Origin of the sequence: Streptococcus sp. UMB0029 (genome assembly GCF_002871495.1) — a bacterium.
Classification (GTDB): Bacteria; Bacillota; Bacilli; order Lactobacillales; family Streptococcaceae; genus Streptococcus.
The window spans coordinates 1-23,567 of the sequence record NZ_PNGD01000008.1; the positions used below are offsets into that span (position 1 = coordinate 1).

Below are 23,567 nucleotides of genomic sequence, written 5' to 3' on the forward strand. Positions count from 1 at the left end.
GAAAACTTCAAAAAACGGATTTTTATGGCTCTAAATATCAAAAAAGAAAGGACTAAATCTGTCCTTTCTCGAGCTTAGCTTTTCTTCAACCCACTACAGTTGACAAAGAGCCAAAAAAATGAACTTGGAATTTTCAAGTTCATTTTTTTCTTATAGTCTTTTTCCGACATTGATACGATTAATAGCACGTTGCAAAGCAATCTTAGCACGACGCTCTTGATCAATCAAGTGTTTTTCGTGGGCTTCTTCGATTTCTCGCTCCGCACGAAGCTTGGCACGTTCTGCACGGCTAACATCGATATCACGAGCACGTTCTGCAGAATCCGCAACGATTGTAATGATATCATTGGCAATTTCAATAACGCCTCCGTTTACTGCAATCCAGTTCACGTGATCTTCATCATCAATACGTTTTACCTTTACTTCATCAACTGCTAAAACCGCAATCATATTTTCATGTCGTGGCAAGATCCCCATCTCACCATCCAGAGTTCGAACTGATACATAGCTGGCATGGTGATCATAGACGAGACCATCTGGTGTCACGATCTGGACAGTTAACTGAGCCATAGATCACCTCTTAAAATCCCATTTTTTCAGCTTTTGCAATCACATCTTCGATAGAACCTACACCACGGAAGGCATCTTCTGGTAACTGGTCATGTTTACCATCCAGGATTTCCTTAAAGCCACGTACAGTTTCAGCAACTGGAACATAAGAACCTGGCTGACCAGTAAATTGTTCCGCAACGTTGAAGTTTTGTGACAAGAAGAACTGGATACGACGGGCGCGAGCAACCAAGGTCTTTTCTTCATCAGAAAGTTCATCCATACCAAGGATAGCAATGATATCTTGCAATTCATGGTAACGTTGAAGAACGCGTTTTACTTCAGCAGCAACTGCATAGTGCTCTTCTCCAACGATTTCAGGTGCCAAGGCACGTGAGCTTGAAGCAAGTGGGTCAACGGCTGGGTAGATACCCAATTGTACCAACTTACGTTCCAAGTTTGTTGTTGAATCCAAGTGAGCGAAGGCTGTTGCTGGCGCAGGGTCAGTATAGTCATCCGCTGGCACATAGATAGCTTGGATAGAGGTTACAGAACCCTTCTTAGTTGATGTAATACGCTCTTGCAATTGCCCCATTTCCGTAGCAAGTGTTGGTTGGTAACCAACGGCTGATGGCATACGACCCAAAAGGGCAGATACTTCTGAACCAGCCTGAGTGAAACGGAAGATATTATCGATAAAGAGAAGCACATCCTGGCCTTCAACATCACGGAAGTATTCAGCAATTGTCAAACCAGTAAGGGCAACACGCATACGTGCTCCTGGTGGCTCATTCATCTGACCAAATACCATGGCTGTTTTCTCGATAACGCCTGATTCTTTCATTTCCCAGTAAAGGTCATTCCCCTCACGAGTACGTTCCCCAACACCAGTAAATACTGAAATACCACCGTGTTCTTGGGCAATGTTGTGAATCAATTCTTGGATTAAGACGGTTTTACCAACTCCGGCACCACCGAAAAGTCCAACCTTACCACCTTTTAGGTAAGGGGCAAGAAGGTCGATAACCTTAATCCCTGTTTCAAGGATTTCAGAAGAGGTAGACAACTCATCAAAAGTTGGAGCTTTTTTATGAATTGGCTGACGCTCTGCATCTTCTGTAAAAGGAGCTTCCAAGTCAATGGTATCTCCCAAAACGTTGAAGACACGTCCCAAAGTTTCTTTACCTACTGGTACAGAGATTGGACGACCTGTGTCCAATACTTCCATTCCACGAGTCAACCCATCTGTTGATTCCATGGCGATAGTACGAACCATACCATCTCCCAACTCCAAGGCTACTTCAAGGACGATTTTTGTTTTTCTTTCGTCATTTTTGTAGACGACAAGTGCATTGTTAATCTCAGGAAGTTTTTCCCCTGCTGCAAACAAGACGTCTACAACGGGGCCGATAACCTGAGCAATTTTACCTGAACTCATCTCCTTCTCCTATTCTATATAAGATACTGTCGGTCCCTAGCTAAGCTAGGTCCTAAGTTCATTTCATACGAGCTGGACTAGAGCCTATTCTAAGGCACTAGCTCCTGCTACGATTTCTGTAATTTCTTGTGTAATCGCCGCCTGTCTGGCACGGTTATACTGAATTGTCAAATCATTAATGACTTTCTTAGCATTATCAGTCGCTGTTTGCATGGCTGTCATACCTGCAGCATTTTCAGCTGTCTTAGCATCGATAATGGCACCGTAAATCATACTTTCTGCAAACTGAGGCAACAACTGCTCCAAAATTTCTTCTCGGCTGGTTTCCAATTCAAAAGTCAAGCTGTACTCTTCATCCGCTTCATTTGGATCCAAGTCAACAATCGGAAGCATTTGTTCCACACGCATTTGACTAGTTAGCGTATTGACATGGTGGTTATAGCAGACATAGAGTTCATCAAAAAGTTCATTTTGGTACATTTCAACAGTTTTTGAAATGATCTTACGAACTTCATCAAAGCTAGGTTGGTCTGCCAAGCCACGTAGTTCATAAAGTGGTTGAATACCACGAGCTTTAAAGAAATCAGCTCCCATTCCACCAATACAGATCATTTCAAAACCTGTACCGTCTGGGTGGTATTCTTCTTTCAACTCCATAACGGCTTTCAGAATAGAGGAATTATAACCTCCAACCAAACCGCGATCTGAAGTAATGACGATATAGCCTGTCTTCTTCACAGGGCGGCTAATCAACATCGGATTGGTTGAACCACCAGCTCCATTACCATGGAGGATATCTGTCAAGAGTTTGCGGACTTTCTGAGCGTAAACTTGGAAGTTACGAGCAGCTTCTTCAGAGCGACCAAGCTTAGCAGCCGATACCATTTGCATGGCATTTGTGATTTGACTCGTATTTTTTGTTGAGGCGATTTTTGTTTTAATATCATTTAGAGATACTGCCATCTGACACCTCTATTCTTATTGGAAGCTGGTTTGATTGAGAAACTCTGTAATCGCAGCATCCAAGACTGCTTCTTCTGGCAAGTCTTTTGTATCACGAATGGTTTCCAAAATCTCTGGATGTTGAGCGTCAAAGAAGGCATGGAACTCTTCCTCGAAACGAACAATATCATCTACTGGAACAGTATCCAAGAAACCATGTGTCAAAGCATAGAGAATGGTTACTTGTTTCTCAACAGGTAATGGTTTGTGAACAGGTTGTTTCAAAACTTCAACTGTACGACGTCCACGGTTCAACTTAGCCTGTGTTGCCGCATCCAAGTCAGAACCAAACTTAGTGAAGGCTTCCAACTCACGGTATGAAGCAAGGTCGATACGAAGTGTACCAGCAACCTTCTTCATGGCTTTGATTTGTGCAGAACCACCTACACGAGATACAGATGAACCCGCATCGATGGCTGGACGAATACCCGCATTGAAAAGACCATCGCCAAGGAAGATTTGTCCATCAGTGATAGAAATCACGTTGGTTGCGATATAGGCAGAGATATCTCCTGCTTGTGTCTCGATAAATGGTAGGGCTGTGATTGATCCACCACCAAGCTCATCAGAAACTTTAGCTGAGCGCTCAAGCAAACGACTGTGAAGGTAGAAAACATCCCCTGGGAAAGCTTCACGACCTGGAGGACGACGAAGCAAGAGAGACAGTTCACGATAAGCCACCGCTTGTTTTGATAAATCATCATAAACGATCAAAACATGCTTGCCTTGATACATAAATTCTTCCGCCATGGCAACCCCAGCATAAGGAGCTAGGAAGAGCAATGGAGATGGTTGTGAAGCAGAGGCTGTCACAACGATTGTGTAGTCCAAGGCACCGTACTGACGAAGTGTTTCTACTTGCGTACGAACTGTTGATTCTTTTTGTCCAATCGCAACATAGATACATATCATATCTTGACCTTTTTGGTTCAAGATTGTATCAATCGCAATGGTTGTTTTCCCTGTCTGACGGTCACCGATAATCAACTCACGTTGACCACGACCAATCGGTACAAGGGCGTCAATAGCTTTCAAACCAGTTTGCAGTGGTTCTGATACAGACTTACGTTGCATAACACCAGGAGCTGGCGCTTCTACTGGACGAGTTTTATCAGTGTGGATTTCTCCAAGACCATCAACTGGACGACCAAGGGGATCCACAACACGACCAATCAAACTTTCACCAACTGGGACTTCCATGATTTTACCTGTACGGCGGATTGTATCGCCTTCACGGATATCTGTAAAGTCACCTAGGATGATAATACCGACATCAGTTGACTCCAAGTTTTGAGCCATACCATAAGAGCCGTTTTCAAAAATCAACAACTCTCCACTCATGGCATTTTCAAGACCGTGAGCACGCGCGATACCATCCCCGATATAGGTTACAACACCTGTTTCAGTCACATCAAAATTGGGTTTGAAATTTTCAATTTGTTGCTTAATTAAAGCGCTGATTTCTTGTGCGTTAATTGCCAAAAGAACACCACTTTCTATTTCAAATTTTCTTTAACAACTTTAAGTTGTTGTTTAATACTCACATCAATTGTCTTGTGATTGGCAAAAATGACAAAACCACCAATGAGACTTTCATCGATTTGTTCTTTTACACTCCTTACTTTCAGAGACATTTTTTTCTCAATCAAAGGGAGCAAGCGACTCTTCTGTTCATCAGTTAAAGGATGAGCTGACATAATCGTCACTTCAAATCGATTTGTTTCTTTTTCAAGTCGGTTCAAACAATCTACAAGCACATCATAAAAAAGATTTGCTCTGTGATTGTATGCTAGAACCTGAATCAAGTTTTGCAATAAAGGTGACACTGAGTCTTGGAAGAAAGCAATCGTTTTTTCCTTATCAGACTCGTCTACTGCCACTTTTTTTAAAAAAGAAGGTAAACCTGTTTCTTCAGCAACTTGCTTGATTTGAGTCAAGTCTGAAAAAATACGGTCTTCTTCTCCTTTTTCAAGTACCAATTGGACAAAAGGCATGCTGTATTTTTCAATTACCTTTACTGTTTTCTTGTCCATTAAGCTTCTCCTAGCTGATCAATATACTGATCAATGAGTTCTTTATGGGCATGACCATCAAGGTTTTGTGAGATGATTTTACCAGCCAAGCTGATTGTCAAATCTGCCACCTCACCCTTAACGCTTTGTAAAGCTTCAGCTTTGTTTTGAGCAATTTCTTGGTTTGCTTTTTCTTTTAAGCGTCCTGCTTCTAGTTTAGCATCTGCTAAAATACTAGCCTTACTTTTCTCAGCTGTTTCTTTCGCATTCTCAATGATTGTCTTAGCTTCTTTACGGCTACCAGCCAATTCATCTTCGCGTTTTTGAGCCAATACTTCCGCTTTTTGACGTGCTTCTTCAGCTCTGTCAATATCTGAAGCAATTTTTTCAGCTCTTTCTTCGAAAATGCCTGTAATATTAGACCATGCAAATTTTTTAATCAAGACTAGCAAAAGGATAAAAGAGCCAGCGATTAAAATAAAATTACCAATTAATTCACCTACTGTTACGTGCATCAGTTACTCCTTTCTACTCTTCATCATTAATTTTATTTCCTAGGTACATAGAGGATAATAGTGTAAAGACATAGGCCTGTACACAAGAAATGAACACGGAAAATGCAGTCCAAACTAAGTTTGTCCCAAATGCGATTGGATACCAAAAAATAGCCTGATGTGAAAGTAAAAGAAGCAAGCTTGTCATTACTTCACCTGCAAAGATATTCCCAAAAATCCGCAAAGCAAGAGAAAGGAAATTCGTGACTTCTTCAAGTAGATTCATCGGTGTCATAAATGCAGGAGTTACAAAACCTTTTAGGTATTGTTTAATCCCACGACGACGAATCCCCTCAATGTGCGCCATCACAATAATACAGAAAGACAAGACAAGGTCAAATGAAAGATTTGCAGTTGGCGATGTCCAAAGGTTTGTTCCATCTGTTGTTTGAAGTTTAGCCATCAAACCAAGATTATTGGCGATGACCATAAAAAGAAATAAGCATAAGTAAAAGAGTAAGTAATCTTTCATGTAGTGGGAACCAAGGTTAGGTTCTGTAAATCCAATTACAAAATCATAGAGATACTCTAGTACATTTTGTTTACCTTTGGGTTTCAATGTCATATTACGACTTGCCCAATAGATAAATGCAAAAATCAGAAACACAGACAGCAAAGTCAAGGCTGTCAAAGTTAAATCAAAGGTAACAGGACCAATATTGATGGTTGGATTGATACTTTCTTCCATCTAACATTCTCCCTTCTCCAATTTATATTTCGTTATTTAATAATAAATGAGAAGACAAGTGTTACGAAGAAAGTTCCTTCAATAAAGGCAACCCCTAAAAACATCAAGCTACGGAACTCAGCGATAATATCTGGTTGGCGAGCTACTGATTTCAACAAACCATTCATCAACATACCCTCACCAAGAGACACACCCATACAGGCAAGACATAGACCGAAAAATGTTAAATTCATGACGAATTCTCCTTTTAATTAAAATTTACTTACTTAGTTTAGTCCTAAAAATTGGATTTGTCAACTTTTTTATAACGTTGAAAGCGTTTAATGAAAATTATTTACAATTTTACAATTTTTGAGTCTATTATATAGAAAACTTTGTAAAAAACTTGTAATAAATCCAACCATTATCTAGGTCTTTCTGAAAAATACTGCAAAGATGCTGGGCAAAAAGGCTTGAAAATCAAAAAACTGTATAGTATAAAGTATTGAAAAACTTGATACTATACAGTTTATTATAGGAATATTTACTTCATTTTCTCTTGGAATTGAGTTTTCGGCTACTTCAAAACTAGATGATTTGCTATTTAAAATAGCGTTCCTTATGATTTTGGCAACCTGGATTAAAGCGAGAAAAACAAAAGGGGCAACTTAAGCTTTCGTTATATTGCTTATATGTTAGTAGTTTTAGACAAACACCACATAAAATAGGCTTATCCTGTATCAAAGATAAGGGATACGGCTCAAAAAGGTGATTTTCTAATGAATCATGACACCGATAACAAGCATAGTACTTTTTACAGTCATAGCATTGTAAAGCAATAATATCCAGCTTGCTATGGTAATGAACACATCTTGTTTGCTTATCCACTAAGAAACCCTGTGCCTCTGTCATTTACTTTTCCTTTCTTAAGCTCGAACTGTGACACTGGTTCCATCTTCTTTGTAGAGATTGATGAGTCCTTCTTTTAATGCACGAACCATGTCTCCTGCTTGAACAGGTTGAGGCACCTTAATAGTCAATAGTTCCATTGGATTTGGAGCGCGATCGATCTTATTTCCTTTAGCATCATGCAAATCTTCAATATAAGTTTCAAAGTGACGGAAACCTGGACCGTAAAACTCAACTTGGTCGCCTTCGTTAATGACATTCCGTTGACGAATGGTTGCTGTTTGTGTCGCATCATCATAAGAAACCACTTCAGCGACAAACTTGTACTCAGGAATTTTACGACGAGCACCAAACAACTGCTCATTTTCAGATGGTGTACCATAGTAAAAACCTGTTGCTAATTCACGTTGGGCAACCTTCCACATTTCGTCCACCAAGTCTTGTTTGATAGCTTCAAACTTTTCAGGACTTTCAAGATATGCATCAACAGCAGCCTTGTAGCAGTTGGTTACTGTTGATACGTAGTGAATAGATTTCATACGACCTTCGATTTTCAGACTGTCCACACCATTTTCAATCATATCTGGGATATGGTCAATCATGGACATGTCAACGGCTGACATTGAAAATTCTTCTGGAATCTCACCTTTCAAGCTCTTACGTTCCTTCCCAAATGGCATATCGTAAAGATCATACTTCCAACGGCAAGACTGAGAGCAACCACCACGGTTAGCATCACGCATACTCATGTGGTTTGAAAGTGTACAACGACCAGAGTAAGAAATACACATGGCTCCATGGACAAAAGCTTCAATCTCAACATCTGTGCGTTTGCGGATTTCAGCTAATTCTTCCATTGAAACCTCACGCGCCAAAACAACACGAGTCAAACCCAGTTCCTTCCAGAACTCAAGAGTTTCATAGTTAGTGGCACTTGCTTGGGTAGAGAGGTGAATTTCAAGACCTGGTGCTTCTGTCGCTGCAATCATAATCAAGGCTGGGTCAGATACGATAACTGCTGCAATCCCGATATCACGCAGTTTACGGAACCACTCACCAGCTCCCTCTTCATTTCCTTCGTGCATAACCATGTTGGCAGCCACATAGACTTTGGCACCGTACTTGGCCGCAAACTGGACGCCTTCTTCCATCTGTTCAAAGGTAAAGTTTCCAGCACGGCTACGAAGACCATAGGCCTGACCACCGATAAAGACAGCATCTGCCCCATACTGAACAGCTACTTTTAGCTTCTCTAAAGTCCCTGCAGGCGATAAAACCTCAGGACGTTTTAATGTTTTTGTCATGATTTCTCCTATTTGCAATATAAAAGTTTGACGTTTTTCCTTCTCATTTTATAGTAAATAAGCCATAAAATCAAGCCTAGACAAATTGTTTTGACAATTCTAATCTTTTAGACTTTACATAATGACTGAAAAACTGTCGAAATTTAACCCAGTTGAAACAAGTAGTCAAAAAGCCAGATAAAGTAAAAACCAGTATCCAAAGATACTGGCTAATTAGACTACATAAACTAGTCCTTAAATGACTATTCCCACTCAACTGTTGCAGGTGGTTTACTTGTAATATCGTAGACGATTCGGTTAACGTGATCCACTTCGTTTACGATACGCACTGAGATTTTTTGAAGCACATCCCAAGGAATTTTGGCAAAGTCAGCAGTCATACCATCGATAGAGGTGATAGCACGGATTGCAATAGTGTAGTCGTAAGTACGACCATCACCCATAACCCCAACTGAACGAACGCCTGTGTTAACTGTGAAGTATTGCCAGATATCGCGGTCAAGACCAGCTTTGGCAATTTCTTCACGTAAGATAGCGTCTGATTCACGGACTGTTTCAAGTTTTTCTTCAGTGATTTCTCCCATGACACGGATAGCAAGACCTGGACCTGGGAATGGTTGGCGCCATACGATGTGGTCTGGCATGCCAAGCTCTGTACCAAGGGCACGAACTTCATCCTTGTAAAGAGTATTGAGTGGTTCTATCAATTCAAACTGCATGTCTTCTGGAAGACCACCCACGTTGTGGTGTGACTTGATCGTCTGAGCGGTATCCGTACCAGACTCGATAACATCTGTATATAAGGTACCTTGAGCAAGGAATTTCACATCTTTGAGCTTGCTTGCTTCGTCATCAAAGACATAGACAAACTCATTACCGATGATTTTACGTTTTTGTTCAGGGTCAGAAACGCCAGCAAGTTTGTCAAGGAAACGCTTAGCTGCGTCTGCTTTAACAATATTCAAACCAAACTTACCGCCGAGCATGTCCATAACTTGATCCGCTTCTCCTTTACGAAGAAGACCGTGATCCACGAAGATACAGATTAATTGATCGCCAATTGCTTTTTGGAGAAGAACACCAACAACTGAAGAGTCAACTCCACCTGAAAGGCCAAGAAGGACACGTTTATCACCGACTGTTTCACGGATTTTTTGAATTTGCATGTCGATGAAGTTATCCATTGACCAGTCGCCTTTAGCCTTACAGATGTTAAGGGCAAAGTTACGAAGAATGTCATTTCCGTATACAGAATGACGAACTTCTGGATGGAATTGGATACCGTAAATGTGTTTATCTGGATTTTCGATGGCTGCGTATGGACAGTCTGCTGAAGTTCCTGTACGAACAAAGTCAGCAGGAATCTCAGTAACTGCATCACCATGACTCATCAATACAGTCTGCTCATCAGGTGTTGATTCAAAAAGAGCTGATGGTGTGTGAGTTAGAGTTGATTGACCATATTCACGATTTCCAGCATCACCTGCAGGAACAACTTTTCCTCCAAGTTTATGGGTCAATAACTGCATACCGTAGCAGATTCCCAAAATAGGAATTCCCAATTCGAAAATTTCTGGGTCAATATCAAATGAACCATCTTCGTATACAGAGTTTGGACCACCTGAAAGGATAATTCCTACAGGGTTGATTTCACGAACTTCAGCAGCTGAAATTTTATGGCTTTTTAATTCTGAAAACACACCAATCTCACGGATACGGCGTGAAATCAGCTGGTTGTATTGGCTACCATAGTCCAGCACGATGATTTTTTCTACATCTTGCAAATCAGTTGAAATGTTGCTCATCTTTTTCCTTTCTCAAAAGAAATATCTTTTTCAATATTCTATCACAAATAAGGGCGAATTACCAACTAAACAAGGCTAAGTTTGACTTTTTCTAGTTTATTGGGGTACAATAGAGAAAAGATAGAAATGAAGTGAAAAATATGCTACCTGCTTATATGAAAATCCACGATCAGATTAAAAAGGATATTGACGAACATCGTTGGGCTATTGGGGAGAGGCTTCCTAGTGAACGAGATTTAGCAGAGCAGTTTGAGGTCAGTCGCATGACCCTCCGACAAGCCGTATCTCTATTAGTCGAAGAAGGCGTTTTAGAGCGCCGTGTAGGAAGTGGCACCTTTGTTTCCAGTACACGTGTACAAGAAAAGATGCGAGGGACAACTAGTTTTACTGAAATTGTTAAGTCCCAAGGCAAAGTTCCCTCTAGCCAGCTCATTTCTTACAGAAAAACCATTCCCAATGAGCAAGAAGTTGCTAAGTTAGGAATTTCTCCAACGGAAAATATTATCCGAATGGAACGTGTTCGCTATGCCGACCAAGTTCCTCTGGTTTATGAAGTTGCTTCTATTCCTGAAAAATTCATTAAGAACTTTAAAAAAGAAGAAATCACCAGTCATTTCTTCCAGACCCTGCAAAAATATGGCTACCGTATCGGCAAATCACAGCAGACCATCTATGCTCGCCTCGCTAAGGAAAAGATTGCCCACTATTTGGAAGTTGAAAAAGGCCATGCTATTCTTGGGCTGACTCAGGTTTCCTACCTAGAAGATGGTACTGCATTTGAATACGTAAAAAGTCAATATGTAGGCGAACGTTTTGAGTTTTATCTTGAAAACAATTAATACTCTTCGAAAATCTCTTCAAACCGCATCAACGTCGCCTTGCCGTATATATGTTACTGACTTCGTCAGTTTCATCTGCAACCTCAAAACAGTGTTTTGAGCTGACTTCGTCAGTTCTATCTACAACCTCAAAGCAGTGCTTTGAGCAACCTGCGGCTAGTTTCCTATTTTGCTCTTTGATTTTCATTGAGTATAAAATACTACATAAAACCTCTCTGTCACGGACAAAGAGGTTTTTTTATTTTTCTAAGAGTAAATCTTTCAAAGAAATCAGTGTTACAGCAACTAATATCATTGCCATACCAAAAAAATCAAGGGGATAAAATTGTTCATTCATAATTAGGAAGGCAAAGAAAACCGCCGAAATTGGCTCAATTGAAGCCAACAAGCTTGACTTAACCGGTCCTATCAGACTGGTTCCCTTTAAGAAGGCTGTATAGGCAAATACAGTCCCGATAAGAATAATGCCCGCAAAAGCAAGGAGAAAATCAAGACTAGTAGGGATAGTAGCCTCTAGAACTCCTGTAAAAGGAAGGGCGACCAAACCTGCTATGACCATTCCCACACCAATGACCAAACTACTCCCCCACTTCTTAATCAAGGCTATGGGCAAAATGATAGAAAGTGCGTAAGTCAGAGCAGAAAAGAGACCCCAGAACAGACCTGCAGGTGTCATAGATAACTGGTCCAACTGCCCATGAGTGGCTATCAGGAAGGTTCCTCCAATGGCTAATATGATAGAAACAATCTCTGCCAGAGTCGGCGCCACCTTATTCTTGATACAGCTATAAATTAAAATTCCGACAGGACAAACATACTGAAGCACCGTCGCGGTTCCTGCATTGGTTTCCTGAATAGCAGTTAGATAGGCAAATTGGTTGAGAAAGAGACCAATCAGAGCAAAAATAAGAAGAGACAGCAAACTCTTTCTATCCTTTAAAAAGGCCAGCATTTTATCCCTTGCAGTAGCATAAGCTAAGAGCATGAGAATTCCACCGGCAATTAAAAGTCGTAAGTTAGTTAAAACCAGAGATGAAATTCCATGTGCCATCAGGTATTGGCCACTCGTTCCTGACAAGCCCCAAGCAATCCCAGCCACAACTGTTAATAGAGTCCCTTTTAAACTGTTTGACATGTCTCTCCTTACTCTTCTTTACGAATCAAGTCCATCACTTGATTACGATCTACAATCCATTGAGCCCTCTCATCCTTTTCATAGGTACGATTGGATAGGAAAATGACCGCTTCTTGCTTCTGACGATTCCACATGATAAAGGTACCTGTATAGCCCGTATGGTCTAGCCAATCTTCTTCTAAATTCCATGCCAAAGAACGTTCCTTGTCATCCAAAGGAGAAAAATTTTGACTCAAATCTCTAGCAAAATCGTCCTCTAAATAGTGCTGCAAAAAGATTTGTAAATCCTTTACAGTCGAAAACAAACCAGCACTACCAGCATGTATGCCCAGGAGGCGAGCCTTGGGATCATGTACCATGCCTGCATCTACACCTCTAACTGTTGGAACAGCAAGCTCAACAGGACCAAACTGAGTTTCCTTCATTTCCCAAGGTTTCCAGACTTGTTCTTGTAAAATGACATCCAGATCTTGATTAAAGATTCTTTCCAAGATAAAACCTAATAGCAAAAAATGGACATCTGAATAAAGAAAGGCTGGCTGACTTCGTCTCTTGAGATGAAACATGGCTTCCTTTAATTCTGAGGCTGTTAAAAGATCACGATTGGGAATAAAAGGATCAAGATCTGTGGCATGAGTCAAGAGTTGACGAATAGTGATATCTGGATAATCACTTTCAGGTAAAAAATCGGTTACTGGTCTGTCAATATCTAATTGACCGTTTTCCCACAAGAAGGTAAAAATGGTGCCAACCCCAACAACCTTGCTGACACTGGCTAGGTCATAAACTAGTCCTGCCTCAGTATCCAAGCCATGTTCTGGATTACTCTGGCCTAAATAGAACTCCGTCCATTGATTGTCCTTAAAATACGCAAAAGAGGCTCCAGGATAAATCCCTGCCTCGATTTGTTCTTCTATTTTTTTAATAATCTTGGTCCACTTCATACTTCTTCAAACCACAATTCAACATTATTTCTATCTTTTCCAAGGAAGAATTTTTCAGACTTAGGAATAAAATATTCGGTAGACTCAAATTTCTGGCGCAGACTTGCTATATCTAGTTCATTGACCAAGAACTTGAGCATAGATAAGTCCCAAGTAACCGTATTGTCAACAGTCAAATCCTGCCCCTGAGCTGGGATAAAATCAAGTGACGCCCCAATTTCAAATAATTCCAAGAAACTTTCGACAGCAGTTGAGAGATGTAATTCTATAGAAATCTCAAATTTACTTAAAGAAATTGATTCCAAATCTGTTTGAAACTCAGGGTTTTCTTCTACTTCTACTAGACTTGCTCTATCATCTTCTGCATGAATCAAAATCAAATCATCTTCTGGTGAGAAAACTTCAAAAGCGTAGCCATTTTGTCCCTTGTATAATCGATGAATCGAATCTGTTTTAGATAAAAGTCCTTCGATTTCCAAGGGATTTTCCACCTTGACGATCAATCTAGCCAGCTTTTTTCTCCCCTCTACCTTACGAGTACGCATGCTGGGAGCTTCTTCTAAAACCAGCTTTTCGAGGCCTGTTTGATCCCCTAGTGATAGAAAGGCTGATTCTTCTAACAAGGCCTTCATACCAAGGGTTTCAATATAAAATGTTTCATTTAATTTTCTATTATTAACTTTTAAAGTAGGAATAATCCGTACAATTTGATTTACATTCATAAATTCCTCCAACTCTTTTATTTTAAAGGATTTTAGAATTTTTTACAAGATATTATGCTCAAATTTACCGATTTTCGTAAAAATTTCATCTAAAAAACCGAGGCTTTCCTCGGTTTCAATTTCTTATAGGTAAAGGAATTTGAAGATAGCTACTGCTGCAATTGCTGCTACAATAGGTGCTACTACTGGTACCCAAGAATACCACCATTTTGAATCCCCTTTGTGCTCACCAAGAACTGATTTTGGAAGGAAAGCATGAAGGAGGCGTGGGCCAAAGTCACGCGCAGGGTTCAAGGCAGGTCCTGTAGGTCCACCAAGTGATGTTACCAAGGCCATAACGAGGAAACCAAGTGCCAAGTGAGCAATTCCAAGACCAGATGTCATAAATGGTGCTACTTGTTCTTTAGCTTGGTCAAGTGCTGCTGTTACTTGTTCTTGAGGAATAGTTTGACCTTGAGTAGTTGCTTGTGTAACTTGAGCATTAATAGCCGCTTGTGCTTTTGATACTAATTCAGCACCAAAGAAGTTTTTAGTCAAACCAAGGGCTGCAAAGAAAAGAACAAATGAACCGATAAACTCGTTTACAAAACCATTAACAGTTGCTGCAAAACGTGATTCTTTTGTACCATTATCCAAACTTGAAATTGTTGAGAAAGTACCCAAGATGTTGTTTGGATTTTCAGTTTTCAAGTAGTATGGGCGGTGTGTTGCCACAACCAAGGCTTGACCAAAGATAGCACCCAAAACTTGTGCAATGATGTAAGGCGCAACTTGTGCCCAAGGGAAGAGACCGCTTACTGCAAGTCCAAGAGTGAAGGCTGGGTTGATGTGGTTTCCAGATACGTTACCAAACATCAAGGCAGGAATCATAACCCCCATACCGTAACCAACAGCGATAACGATCCAGCCACTTTGGTGACCTTTCGTACCTTTAAGTTCAACGTTGGCAACTGCACCATTTCCAAGAATGATCAAAAGAGCAGTAGCCAAAAATTCAGTGGCATATTTAATTGCCCATGTGAAATCCATTTGATAGATTCTCCTTAAAATTTTTTAGACAATCCTTATTCTATCAATTTTTATTTCTTTTAGCAACAGGTTTTCAAAAAGATTATATGAGAAAGCGGTTTTATTATGTGACTATTAGTCACATAATAAAGAAAGGACGAAATTCGTCCTTTCTCATTCTTAGCTTTTCTTCAACCTACTACAGTAGATAAACATACTGAATAGCTACTGTCTTGACTCATTTAATTATTAAAAATTGATAGAGTTGACAAATGGTAGAAAAAAGCCCTTTTTACTAAGTTAAGTATCAACTACAGTTACGATTAGCATTCGTTACTTAACCCACTCACCATTATAGTTTACGTAGTAACCATCTACTGAGGTATTAACAGCTAGAGCACCTGAACCATACGCATAGTACCATTTACCATTGATTTGGAACCAGCCTGTTTTCATATCTCCATTACTTGCATTTAGATAGTACCATATTGAACCATCTTTCACCCAACCTGTGGACATTGCACCTGATGATCGAAGATAGTACCATTTATTACCAACATTGACCCAACCTGTCTTCATATCACCGTTTTGAGCATCTAGATAATACCACATTGAACCATCTTGATACCAGCCAGTGGCCATTGCTCCTGAGGAACGGAGGTAGTACCACTTATTACCTAGATATTGCCAACCTGTTTGCATAATGCCAGTTGCTGGATCTAGGTAGTACCATGGAGCCGCTTTAAGCTTCTCTTCATCATAAGTTAGAGGATAATCCTTGATCCAACCACGTGCTAGCTCCCCAACCGTTAAACTGTCGATACGAGCATCGAAGCCACCATCCTTCAGTAAATAATACCAGTGCCCCTCATCATAAACCCAACCAGTTTTTAAGGTGTGATAACTACGTTGATCTTTAAAATAATAGACTCGTTTCTCTGCTGGACTATCATATTGTTCCCCATGATGTTTGTTGGTATTGGTAGCAGTTTTTGCTTCTAAAACTTGCTTACCAACAAATTCTTGTAGTACCCCATCTTGACCAAAGTAAAACCAATCTGGTCTAAAAGCAATATCTTGCCTTAGAGAAGAACCAATCGTAACCCCTTCGTGTGGAGCAGGTATATATTGCCAGCCGACAACCATCTCTCCAGATAAAGAATCAAAATAATAGTACTTACCATCAATCACTCGCCAGTAGGTTTCTTTGAGTTCCCCCTTCTTGTAGTAGGTTCTTCCGTTTTCTTGTACAAAATGCCATCCTTCAGAATCATCTGTAAATACTGCACTTGTTGCTAGCAAACCGAAGAAAAAGACTGTCAGTCCAACTTGCATAGTTTTTTTCAAAAGTTTCATTTATATATTCCTCCAATATTAGATCCACTCACCAGATGAAGCGAAATTATAAACTTTACCATTTGTCTATTCTTCTGAACAAACTGTTGATAGGGAATTGTATTGCCAAATGCAAGAACACTTAGTAATACAAATATAACTATTTTTTTAATTCCACGATTTCTCCTCATCTTATATTGTGAACCTCCTTTCTTTCTCCTTAATTCTAACACACATATGAAAATCAGTCAATTTTTTATATTTATTTTGACTTTTTTTTATATTAATTACACATAAACATTTTTTATTACAAATTTGCTATTTTTAACTAAAAGAAATATAATTAAGTTAAGTAGAAAGGAATAATATTTTTTATGAATATACTCGCTGAGAAATTCAGAGTAAAGAGAAAAGAGTTAGGTCTCTCTCAACAAACTCTTGCAGAAGGAATTTGTGAACAAAGCCAGATTAGTAAAATTGAGAGAGGGCATTTCATTCCCTCTGCAGACCTTTTGTTCAAACTCTCCCAACGACTCGAAGTGCCATTAGATTATTTTTTTAATGAACAAATTGAAATTAAATCTAACCTCTCTAATTTCAAGCAATTATCTGCTCGATTATTAGATGACAGAAATTATGACGATTTGGAATATATTTATAGAATAGAGATTGAACGAAGTACTTTTCTAACACTAGAAGACCGAACTTACCTTGAATGGATTAAAGCTATTATTGACTTCTATCAATATGACAGTAAGCGTGAGGCTATTTCTTCATTGGAAAATATATTATTAAAAGTCTCCTCAAATACTCTGATTTATTTAAAGGCATTGAATACTCTATCTAATTTCTATTCCTTAGTGGGTCGTGAAGAAGATTATGAAGCAAACTACTTTCATTTAATGGAGTTATATCAGACAAAAAATTTTGAGCAACAAGAGTTTTTATTTGGCTACATCAGAGTTCGTTACAACTACGCTCACTACCTAGTATCAAATGAAAAATATAATGAAGCCATCCAAGAAGCTCTTGAGACGATTGAACTCTGTAAACAAAGACAGACAAGCTACCAACTGGCTCCTCTACTTATTCTTGTAGGAAATGCTGGAGCCAAATTTCTAGACAAAGAACAAGTCAAAAATTATTATATAGAAGCAAAAGAGTTATGTAAGATTTATAACAATCCTTTAATGTTGATGAAGATAGAAAATTATTTGAAAGAATTAGATACTGTTTAGTTAATCTTGATATTATAGTTTTTCTGAAACGTTAAATAACCTGTAAGGCTGATAGTGAAATTAATACTATCAGCCTTATTATTATGTGACTAATAGTCACATAATTTAAAAAACTAAACAAATTGATTAGGAAACTCAAACTAAGTTCCAACAATGCTTTAGGAACTACAGTCTACTACTTCAGATTCAGTTCACTATAATTTCCAAGCGAATCTTATGATAGCTACTTTGTTAGGATGCTCTTATTTTTTATCAGACAAAACAAAAGGATTAAGGGAGTCTATTTCCTTAATCCGATAATTTCTTAAACCTGACGTTGTCCGAAATCTGCAATCATCTGATCCATTTCTTGTCGACTCGGAGTTGTCAGCATATACAGGTAATCTCCTTGAAGTTCCGCGAAGGCCGCTGGCATGATTTTTTTAACCTTGAACTGCTGACTATATTTGGCAAGCAAGTCCTCTTCAGAATAGACATAGTGAGCATTTGCACGACGTGATGTAGCCAAACAATACTGAGGTTCAAACTCTGACGCTGGGAACTCTTCTCCTGCGACAATTGCTGCATATCCACGATAGAGGTCCAGGGAATGGGCAAAGTTATAAACATCAATGGTGAAACCACCTGCAGGGCGGTTATTATACTCAATGGCGATGTAATCGTCCCCTTCACGGAAGAACTCAATATGGAAGAACCGTTCTTTCATACCAAATTCTTTAACAATGTCCTCACCATATTTACGTAATTTGGGATCCATATCCTTGAGCACATAGTAGGAATTGTCCATCTTGTAAATCATGAGATCAAGTGGTGTATAGGCGTAGTCAAATGTCGTTGAAAATACGATTTTTCCATCCTTATCCACAAGACCATCAAAGGTACAAATTTCACTGGAAGTGACAAATTTCTCAAAGAAATAAACGGTCGAATGATCCCATTCTTGCTTGAAGTGATTGATATCGTCTTCTGTCTCAAGCTTGAAGGTGGCGGCTGCTCCCACTCCATTATCAGGTTTTGCAATCATTGGAAGGCCGATTTCTTTCACAGCCTGATCAACATCTGCTTCTGTTTTGATAACAGCTCCAGGGACCACAGGAACACCTGCTTTTTTGAAAAGCTTCTTCATTTCAGACTTAAATTTCGTCTTTTTAAGATCCTCTGGTTTGGCACCAAAAACATTGAATTGCTCTCTGAGTGTTGCATCCAACTCTAACCAGTATTCATTGTGGGATTCGATGCGGTCAATTGGGCCATGTTTATAAAAGAGAAAAGCAACTGCACGTTTGACTTCGTCTATGTTCTCAAGATTGTCAACACGGAAATATTCGGTTAGGCTATTGCATAAAGGTTCATCCAATTGCTCGTAAGGCTCTTGACCAATTCCCAAGACGGTAATTCCTTTATTGGCAAGTTCGATGGTAAACTGTTGAAAATTTTGTGGATAGTAGGGAGAAATAACAAGGTAATTCATAGGTAACTCCTTTTATAAATAGAGATTTCCAAGGAAATAAGGCATTTGTTTGCGCCACCATTCCCAGTCGTGAGCGACATCATGTCCCCATTCAGCAAACCAGGCTGGAATTTGTTTCTGGTCAAAGGCTTCTTTAAGCTTGTAGAAAGATGGTAGACCATCTTGTTCCCAGGCACCAAGCCCCGTACACAGCACAATCTCTGCCTGACGGTAACGATCGATAAACCAGCCGTCGTTCTGATTCCAGATATAATCTACTGGCGAGTTTTGGTAAATGGCATCGTCATTGTAGTAATCGCCGACAAAAAAACGTACATCGTAAACACCACTGAGAGCAATTACTTTGGTAAAGACGTCTGGATGTTGGAGGAAAAAGTTGACAGCATGGTAGGCGCCCATGGAGCAACCTGTCGTCACCATACCATCAAACCAACCTGTCTTATGCTTGATAAAAGGAATAACCTCTTCAATCACATAGCGTTCATAGGCACGGTGCATCTCTGCTTGGTCGTGACCATTTTTCCAAGTGGCCAGCCAGCTCTCACTATCCACACTGGATAGGGTAAAGAACTGAACACGGCCTTCCTCGATAAAAGAAGCACAGGCATCAATCATGCCAAAATCATAGTATTCATTGTGACTACCACCTGATGAAGCAAAGACCACAACTGGAATCCCAGCATGGCCATAACGGTTAAGGTACATTTCACGGTTAAGATTGCCACTCCAGTGGCTAAGATATTCAATATGCATATTTTCTCCTTTCTTACTTTACCAGTTTTCTGCAAAAAATCTCAAACAATCGGGTAGATTTTCTGACCAAGGTATTTCACTATGGATGGCACCAGACTGAACTTTCAAGATAAGATTATCCAGATGAACTCCCCCTGCTATCAAATCATGGTAATAGAGAAGCGACGAGTCGATATAGGCTTGCTTGATATTACCAGCCATCAGGGTCTTGTCCGTATCATCTGCTTCTTCTGTTCCTACATAGATAAAGATACGCTGGTCAGGAGACAGTTTCTTCCGATCGATATAGCGGTTAAAGGCGTCTTGGTGAAGCCAGTTGGCAGATGAAAAGACCCCTAGACAACCAATTTGGTCTTGGTATTCCAAACCGATAAACTGGGTAATATTGCCTCCTAGTGAGGAACCAAGCATGGCTGTATGCTGGCGATCAGCTTTTGTACGGTAGGTCTCATCGATAAAAGGCTTGACCACCTCCATGACAAACTCGGCGTACTCCACACCTTTACCGCCAAACTGCTGCCCAGGAATAGGAGATTCTTGGAATTTCCAAGCCGCATACTCATTCATCCGCCCCATGCCATCATTGTCAATGGCAACGACAATCATACGACTGATATCAGGATTACGCTTGATGGTTGGGATAATCTTCCACGAGTGACCAATGAAAGATTCTTTACTATAAAAGACATTTTGCCCGTCATGAAAGTAAACCACAGGATAGGAACGATCCGTGTCTTTCTCATAATCTTTAGGAAGAAGAACACGTACACGGCGCTCCTTACCAGTGTAAGGAACCTTGAGTTTGTGTTCTTTCATTTTTAAATAAAAGTAGGATTGATTCATTGTCAGAAAACTCTCTATATTCAAAATTTTATCTCATTATATCACAATTATAGAAAAAAAGTTAGCTTTGCTTCCATTTTGGATTAAAAACTAACTTTTTCATTTATTTTTCTAAATTCTTCTGGATTTTCTGATTAGAGCAAATTATCAATCAAGTCATCCACTTCATCTTTTTCAACTTGAGGTGTAATTTCAGTAATCATGATTCCAGCTACTGCTCGCTCAACTAAGCCCTTAACATCCATCCGTTTTTCATACTGCTCTGCATTTTTAATCTTAGGATTGGTCTTAGGACGGTCAGGTGCAAAAATCGTACAGCAGTCTTCAAAAGGCTGGATAGAAATATCAAAGGTATCGATTGCTTGGGCGATGTCAATGATTTCCAACTTATCCATAGTAACCACGGGACGAATGACTGGAGTGCTAGTCACAGCGTTGATAGTCTGCATGCTTTCCAGGGTCTGGCTAGCTACTTGACCAAGACTTTCCCCATTGATGATAACCAAACCATTTCGTACCTCACGAATACGATCGGTAATCCGCATCATAAAACGGCGTGTCAAGGTCATGAGGTAGGCTTCTGGCGCTTTAGCCTTGATTTTCTCTTGAATCTCTGTGAAAGGTACTTCGATAAACTGGATATTGCCCCCAAACTTGGTCAATTTACGGGTCAAATCTTGGGCTTTTTTAAGAGCACCAGGACTAGTATATGGTGGGCTGGCAAAGTGAACGGCCTCAATATCTACCCCTCGTTTAAGAGCTAGATAACCCGCCACAGGTGAATCAATTCCTCCTGACAACATGAGCATGCCTTTACCAGAACTTCCCACAGGTAATCCTCCTGCTCCACGAAAAGTTTCATAGGAAATATAAGCCGCTTCCTCACGAATCTCAACCTGAAGATTAATATCTGGATTTTTCATCTGAGCTTTCACGTTTGGAATAGCCTTGAAAACAGCACTACCAAGAGTTTGATTGAGTTCACGACTATCCAATTCAAAGGTGTGGTCGCTACGCTTACCAGTGATTTTAAAGGTCATCCCTTCCTTGTAAGTTTCTTTCATAATCTCTTGGACAGCAGACTTAAGAACTTCCACAGACTTTTCGACTTTATAAACGGGAGAGAAGTTTTGAATTCCAAAGACTTGCTTGAGGGATTCTGCTACTGCGGTGTAATCAGCTCCATTGAGGTAAGCGTGGGCACGGTCGCGATCTGCGGTTACCTTAACTTGGGGATAGATAGACAAAACGTCTGAAATATTATTACGAAGTTTATTGATGAAGCGCATACGATTTTTGTGTTTGGTTGACAATTCTCCATAGCGAATCATAATTTCTGAATACTGCATAAATGCTCCTACCTTACTTTTCTAGTTTGATTATAAATTAATTTTAGCTTGGTCAAAAACTGCTCGACCTGACTCATATCATTTTCAAGGTCTAGGCTAAGACGCACAGCTGACTGGGCCTTGTCCTTGTCCACTCCCATGGCAATCAGAGTTCCTGCAGGTTTCCCAGCCTTGGACGAACAAGCAGAGGTCGTTGAGATGAAAATATCATAGTCTTCAAAGGCGTGAACGATGACTTCACCACGAACACCCTTGATTCCAAAAGTCAGAATATGAGGGGCAAAGTCTTCCTCATCTGAAAAGACAAAAATATCTGGATAGTCAAGAAGTGCTTGACGAATCACTGCCTTCATCTGCCCAGTCTTACTAGTAAAGATATCTAGCTTTTCCATAGATAAACGGAGAGCCTTGGCTGTCGCTGCAATCCCTGCCACATTTTCAGTTGTCGAACGATAATCTCGCTCCTGACCACCACCTGTTAAAAGAGGCGTAATCTTCTTGCCAGACTTGATATAGACAAATCCAACACCCCTAACACCATGAAATTTATGACTCGAGAAGGTCGCAAAATCCACTCGTTCTGTCAAATACTTTTCAGTTGGAATCTTGGCAAGTGCTTGAACCGCATCCACGTGGAAGGAAATTGTCGGCTTGTCTGCCAAGAGTTCTGAAATAGCCTCAATAGGTTGGATAGAGCCGATTTCATTGTTAACTGCCATGACAGAAATTAGGATTGTATCAAGTCGTATCAAATCTGCTAGCGCCTCAACATCAACAAATCCTTCCTCATCAACTGGAGCAAAATCCACTTCAAATCCTTGACTTTTCAACCAAAGAGCTGATTCTTTGACTGCTGGATGTTCAATGGCTGATACGATGATGTGCTTGCCAAACTGGGCTTTTTCAAAGGCCACACCCTTGATGACCCAGTTATCCCCTTCTGTTCCACCAGAAGTAAAGAAGATTTCATCGCTTTTCTTACCGATTAAATCTGCAATCTGTTGGCGAGAAGCATCTAAGATTCGTGTTGCCTGGTCTCCCAAACGATGGAGACTAGATGGATTTCCTAAAATTTTTGAAGCGACCTGCATATAGGTTTCAAGGGCTTCAGGATAGGGCTTGGTTGTTGCCGAATTATCAAAGTAAATCATGTTTTCTCACGCTTTCTAAAATCACTCCTTCTATTGTATCATGAAACGGAGCTTGCGACAAGAAAGGGCAATGTTTGTATTAATCTGAATAACATAAAATACTCTTGATACCATCATCAAGAGAATTCTTATTCATTCTATCTAACTTTGATTATTTCTGTTAAAAATCTAAAGAAAAGTAATTTTGTCCGCCCCAGAGATTAACCGCTCCCCAAGGCGAATTTACTCCTACACCTATATGGACTGTACCATTTGCGCGTTGACCATATGGAATCGAACTTTTCCAAGTGGTACGATTACTTATCGTATTAGGAAACCAAGCCCAGTCAGTGAAATACATATTTGACACACTGCCACTATAAGTATCAGAATAGCCAGAAGCATTAAAAGTCACATTAAGAACATTCAAGCCTACCAAGCTATAACCGTCTAAAGAACTAGACTTACTTACATAATCTGCATGTACTTGACTTAAAAATGTTAACCATGGGATAGCAAACACTACCACTATTATTTTCTTCATTATCTTATGTTTCATG

At 39.9% G+C, this 23,567-nt stretch carries 26 protein-coding genes; 2 read left to right on the forward strand and 24 right to left on the reverse strand.

Translation table 11 applies throughout. The features are described from left to right. Nucleotides 1-150: 150 nt before the first annotated feature. The 11 genes from CJ239_RS06290 to guaA form a co-directional block, all read right to left on the reverse strand. Nucleotides 151-570 (reverse strand): F0F1 ATP synthase subunit epsilon, encoded by a 420-nt coding sequence (locus CJ239_RS06290; protein WP_042900827.1) that lies wholly within the window; start codon nucleotides 568-570, stop codon nucleotides 151-153. Between the two features lie 10 nt (nucleotides 571-580). Then, a complete protein-coding gene (atpD, locus tag CJ239_RS06295) occupies nucleotides 581-1,987 on the reverse strand; it encodes a F0F1 ATP synthase subunit beta (RefSeq protein ID WP_000094358.1) in 1,407 nt (468 codons plus the stop codon). Between the two features lie 84 nt (nucleotides 1,988-2,071). Next, entirely contained in the window at nucleotides 2,072-2,950 is an 879-nt protein-coding gene (locus tag CJ239_RS06300; RefSeq protein WP_000301221.1) for a F0F1 ATP synthase subunit gamma, read from the reverse strand. Nucleotides 2,951-2,965: 15 nt separating this feature from the next. After that, the gene (atpA, locus tag CJ239_RS06305; RefSeq protein WP_000996629.1) at nucleotides 2,966-4,471 is read right to left on the reverse strand and encodes a F0F1 ATP synthase subunit alpha; all 1,506 of its coding nucleotides are present in this window, start codon (nucleotides 4,469-4,471) and stop codon (nucleotides 2,966-2,968) included. Nucleotides 4,472-4,485: 14 nt separating this feature from the next. Further along, nucleotides 4,486-5,022 (reverse strand): F0F1 ATP synthase subunit delta, encoded by a 537-nt coding sequence (locus tag CJ239_RS06310; RefSeq protein WP_084926884.1) that lies wholly within the window; start codon nucleotides 5,020-5,022, stop codon nucleotides 4,486-4,488. Continuing rightward, nucleotides 5,022-5,516, reverse strand: coding sequence for a F0F1 ATP synthase subunit B (gene atpF, locus CJ239_RS06315; RefSeq protein WP_000558549.1), 495 nt, complete (start codon nucleotides 5,514-5,516; stop codon nucleotides 5,022-5,024). Before atpF ends, CJ239_RS06310 begins: the two co-directional genes overlap by 1 nt. Nucleotides 5,517-5,529: 13 nt before the next feature. Then, entirely contained in the window at nucleotides 5,530-6,243 is a 714-nt protein-coding gene (atpB, locus tag CJ239_RS06320; protein WP_102210929.1) for a F0F1 ATP synthase subunit A, read from the reverse strand. A gap of 32 nt (nucleotides 6,244-6,275) precedes the next feature. Continuing rightward, nucleotides 6,276-6,476, reverse strand: coding sequence for a F0F1 ATP synthase subunit C (locus CJ239_RS06325; protein ID WP_001054559.1), 201 nt, complete (start codon nucleotides 6,474-6,476; stop codon nucleotides 6,276-6,278). Between the two features lie 346 nt (nucleotides 6,477-6,822). Continuing rightward, a complete protein-coding gene (locus CJ239_RS06330; RefSeq protein ID WP_102210930.1) occupies nucleotides 6,823-7,134 on the reverse strand; it encodes a CHY zinc finger protein in 312 nt (103 codons plus the stop codon). 14 nt (nucleotides 7,135-7,148) lie between these two features. Further along, entirely contained in the window at nucleotides 7,149-8,435 is a 1,287-nt protein-coding gene (locus CJ239_RS06335; RefSeq protein WP_102210931.1) for a U32 family peptidase, read from the reverse strand. 242 nt (nucleotides 8,436-8,677) lie between these two features. After that, complete coding sequence (guaA, locus tag CJ239_RS06340) at nucleotides 8,678-10,240, reverse strand: glutamine-hydrolyzing GMP synthase (RefSeq protein WP_000065711.1); 1,563 nt, start codon at nucleotides 10,238-10,240, stop codon at nucleotides 8,678-8,680. Between the two features lie 140 nt (nucleotides 10,241-10,380). On the opposite strand from guaA, the gene CJ239_RS06345 reads away from it, so the two are divergent. Further along, on the forward strand, nucleotides 10,381-11,079 hold the full coding sequence (locus CJ239_RS06345; protein ID WP_102210932.1) for a GntR family transcriptional regulator: 699 nt from the start codon (nucleotides 10,381-10,383) through the stop codon (nucleotides 11,077-11,079). Between the two features lie 28 nt (nucleotides 11,080-11,107). On the opposite strand, the gene CJ239_RS12150 is transcribed toward CJ239_RS06345, so the two are convergent. The 7 genes from CJ239_RS12150 to CJ239_RS12425 all read right to left on the reverse strand — a co-directional run bounded on the left by CJ239_RS12150 (nucleotide 11,108) and on the right by CJ239_RS12425 (nucleotide 16,414). Then, complete coding sequence (locus CJ239_RS12150) at nucleotides 11,108-11,266, reverse strand: hypothetical protein (RefSeq protein WP_257994467.1); 159 nt, start codon at nucleotides 11,264-11,266, stop codon at nucleotides 11,108-11,110. Between the two features lie 51 nt (nucleotides 11,267-11,317). Continuing rightward, the gene (locus CJ239_RS06350) at nucleotides 11,318-12,214 is read right to left on the reverse strand and encodes a DMT family transporter (RefSeq protein WP_102210933.1); all 897 of its coding nucleotides are present in this window, start codon (nucleotides 12,212-12,214) and stop codon (nucleotides 11,318-11,320) included. An 8-nt stretch (nucleotides 12,215-12,222) separates the two neighbouring features. Then, nucleotides 12,223-13,158: a serine hydrolase domain-containing protein gene (locus tag CJ239_RS06355; RefSeq protein WP_102210934.1), complete on the reverse strand. Its 936-nt coding sequence runs from the start codon at nucleotides 13,156-13,158 to the stop codon at nucleotides 12,223-12,225. Further along, complete coding sequence (locus CJ239_RS06360; protein WP_102210935.1) at nucleotides 13,155-13,880, reverse strand: CppA N-terminal domain-containing protein; 726 nt, start codon at nucleotides 13,878-13,880, stop codon at nucleotides 13,155-13,157. Before CJ239_RS06360 ends, CJ239_RS06355 begins: the two co-directional genes overlap by 4 nt. Before the next feature lie 123 nt (nucleotides 13,881-14,003). Beyond that, complete coding sequence (gene gla, locus CJ239_RS06365) at nucleotides 14,004-14,909, reverse strand: aquaglyceroporin Gla (RefSeq protein ID WP_102210936.1); 906 nt, start codon at nucleotides 14,907-14,909, stop codon at nucleotides 14,004-14,006. A 312-nt stretch (nucleotides 14,910-15,221) separates the two neighbouring features. Continuing rightward, nucleotides 15,222-16,244 (reverse strand): choline-binding protein CbpF, encoded by a 1,023-nt coding sequence (gene cbpF / locus CJ239_RS06370; protein ID WP_102210937.1) that lies wholly within the window; start codon nucleotides 16,242-16,244, stop codon nucleotides 15,222-15,224. After that, nucleotides 16,241-16,414 carry a PhrA family quorum-sensing system peptide gene (locus tag CJ239_RS12425; RefSeq protein ID WP_042900840.1) on the reverse strand — a complete coding sequence of 58 codons (174 nt, stop codon included), beginning with the start codon at nucleotides 16,412-16,414 and terminating at the stop codon, nucleotides 16,241-16,243. Before CJ239_RS12425 ends, cbpF begins: the two co-directional genes overlap by 4 nt. Before the next feature lie 183 nt (nucleotides 16,415-16,597). On the opposite strand from CJ239_RS12425, the gene CJ239_RS06375 reads away from it, so the two are divergent. Then, nucleotides 16,598-17,461, forward strand: a complete 864-nt coding sequence (locus tag CJ239_RS06375) for a helix-turn-helix domain-containing protein (protein ID WP_102210938.1) — start codon at nucleotides 16,598-16,600, stop codon at nucleotides 17,459-17,461. A gap of 304 nt (nucleotides 17,462-17,765) precedes the next feature. Here CJ239_RS06375 and CJ239_RS06380 read toward each other — a convergent pair whose 3' ends face one another. From CJ239_RS06380 to CJ239_RS06405, 6 genes are all read right to left on the reverse strand, one after another. Next, on the reverse strand, nucleotides 17,766-18,932 hold the full coding sequence (locus CJ239_RS06380) for an acetyl-CoA carboxylase biotin carboxylase subunit family protein (protein ID WP_102210939.1): 1,167 nt from the start codon (nucleotides 18,930-18,932) through the stop codon (nucleotides 17,766-17,768). A gap of 12 nt (nucleotides 18,933-18,944) precedes the next feature. Continuing rightward, nucleotides 18,945-19,685 (reverse strand): esterase family protein, encoded by a 741-nt coding sequence (locus CJ239_RS06385; RefSeq protein ID WP_102210940.1) that lies wholly within the window; start codon nucleotides 19,683-19,685, stop codon nucleotides 18,945-18,947. Nucleotides 19,686-19,703: 18 nt separating this feature from the next. Continuing rightward, entirely contained in the window at nucleotides 19,704-20,528 is an 825-nt protein-coding gene (locus tag CJ239_RS06390) for an alpha/beta hydrolase (RefSeq protein WP_102210941.1), read from the reverse strand. 134 nt (nucleotides 20,529-20,662) lie between these two features. Next, complete coding sequence (thiI, locus tag CJ239_RS06395) at nucleotides 20,663-21,877, reverse strand: tRNA uracil 4-sulfurtransferase ThiI (RefSeq protein WP_102210942.1); 1,215 nt, start codon at nucleotides 21,875-21,877, stop codon at nucleotides 20,663-20,665. An 8-nt stretch (nucleotides 21,878-21,885) separates the two neighbouring features. Continuing rightward, nucleotides 21,886-23,028, reverse strand: coding sequence for a cysteine desulfurase family protein (locus CJ239_RS06400; protein ID WP_102210943.1), 1,143 nt, complete (start codon nucleotides 23,026-23,028; stop codon nucleotides 21,886-21,888). A 160-nt stretch (nucleotides 23,029-23,188) separates the two neighbouring features. Further along, nucleotides 23,189-23,566 (reverse strand): hypothetical protein, encoded by a 378-nt coding sequence (locus CJ239_RS06405; RefSeq protein WP_102210944.1) that lies wholly within the window; start codon nucleotides 23,564-23,566, stop codon nucleotides 23,189-23,191. Nucleotide 23,567 lies beyond the last annotated feature (1 nt).

Excerpts from the sequence above, each read along its gene's own strand:
- atpD (WP_000094358.1), bottom strand. The coding sequence starts at position 1,987 with ATGAGTTCAGGTAAAATTGCTCAGGTTATCGGCCCCGTTGTAGACGTC.
- CJ239_RS06400 (WP_102210943.1), bottom strand. The coding sequence starts at position 23,028 with ATGATTTACTTTGATAATTCGGCAACAACCAAGCCCTATCCTGAAGCC.
- gla (WP_102210936.1), bottom strand. The coding sequence starts at position 14,909 with ATGGATTTCACATGGGCAATTAAATATGCCACTGAATTTTTGGCTACT.
- CJ239_RS12150 (WP_257994467.1), bottom strand. The coding sequence starts at position 11,266 with ATGAAAATCAAAGAGCAAAATAGGAAACTAGCCGCAGGTTGCTCAAAG.
- CJ239_RS06330 (WP_102210930.1), bottom strand. The coding sequence starts at position 7,134 with ATGACAGAGGCACAGGGTTTCTTAGTGGATAAGCAAACAAGATGTGTT.
- atpF (WP_000558549.1), bottom strand. The coding sequence starts at position 5,516 with ATGCACGTAACAGTAGGTGAATTAATTGGTAATTTTATTTTAATCGCT.
- CJ239_RS06375 (WP_102210938.1), top strand. The coding sequence starts at position 16,598 with ATGAATATACTCGCTGAGAAATTCAGAGTAAAGAGAAAAGAGTTAGGT.
- atpB (WP_102210929.1), bottom strand. The coding sequence starts at position 6,243 with ATGGAAGAAAGTATCAATCCAACCATCAATATTGGTCCTGTTACCTTT.
- cbpF (WP_102210937.1), bottom strand. The coding sequence starts at position 16,244 with ATGAAACTTTTGAAAAAAACTATGCAAGTTGGACTGACAGTCTTTTTC.
- CJ239_RS06355 (WP_102210934.1), bottom strand. The coding sequence starts at position 13,158 with ATGAAGTGGACCAAGATTATTAAAAAAATAGAAGAACAAATCGAGGCA.
- CJ239_RS06335 (WP_102210931.1), bottom strand. The coding sequence starts at position 8,435 with ATGACAAAAACATTAAAACGTCCTGAGGTTTTATCGCCTGCAGGGACT.
- CJ239_RS06405 (WP_102210944.1), bottom strand. The coding sequence starts at position 23,566 with ATGAAACATAAGATAATGAAGAAAATAATAGTGGTAGTGTTTGCTATC.
- CJ239_RS06390 (WP_102210941.1), bottom strand. The coding sequence starts at position 20,528 with ATGAATCAATCCTACTTTTATTTAAAAATGAAAGAACACAAACTCAAG.
- CJ239_RS06345 (WP_102210932.1), top strand. The coding sequence starts at position 10,381 with ATGCTACCTGCTTATATGAAAATCCACGATCAGATTAAAAAGGATATT.
- CJ239_RS06310 (WP_084926884.1), bottom strand. The coding sequence starts at position 5,022 with ATGGACAAGAAAACAGTAAAGGTAATTGAAAAATACAGCATGCCTTTT.
- CJ239_RS06380 (WP_102210939.1), bottom strand. The coding sequence starts at position 18,932 with ATGAATTACCTTGTTATTTCTCCCTACTATCCACAAAATTTTCAACAG.
- CJ239_RS06350 (WP_102210933.1), bottom strand. The coding sequence starts at position 12,214 with ATGTCAAACAGTTTAAAAGGGACTCTATTAACAGTTGTGGCTGGGATT.
- thiI (WP_102210942.1), bottom strand. The coding sequence starts at position 21,877 with ATGCAGTATTCAGAAATTATGATTCGCTATGGAGAATTGTCAACCAAA.
- CJ239_RS12425 (WP_042900840.1), bottom strand. The coding sequence starts at position 16,414 with ATGAGGAGAAATCGTGGAATTAAAAAAATAGTTATATTTGTATTACTA.
- CJ239_RS06290 (WP_042900827.1), bottom strand. The coding sequence starts at position 570 with ATGGCTCAGTTAACTGTCCAGATCGTGACACCAGATGGTCTCGTCTAT.
- CJ239_RS06300 (WP_000301221.1), bottom strand. The coding sequence starts at position 2,950 with ATGGCAGTATCTCTAAATGATATTAAAACAAAAATCGCCTCAACAAAA.
- CJ239_RS06360 (WP_102210935.1), bottom strand. The coding sequence starts at position 13,880 with ATGAATGTAAATCAAATTGTACGGATTATTCCTACTTTAAAAGTTAAT.
- CJ239_RS06385 (WP_102210940.1), bottom strand. The coding sequence starts at position 19,685 with ATGCATATTGAATATCTTAGCCACTGGAGTGGCAATCTTAACCGTGAA.
- CJ239_RS06325 (WP_001054559.1), bottom strand. The coding sequence starts at position 6,476 with ATGAATTTAACATTTTTCGGTCTATGTCTTGCCTGTATGGGTGTGTCT.
- guaA (WP_000065711.1), bottom strand. The coding sequence starts at position 10,240 with ATGAGCAACATTTCAACTGATTTGCAAGATGTAGAAAAAATCATCGTG.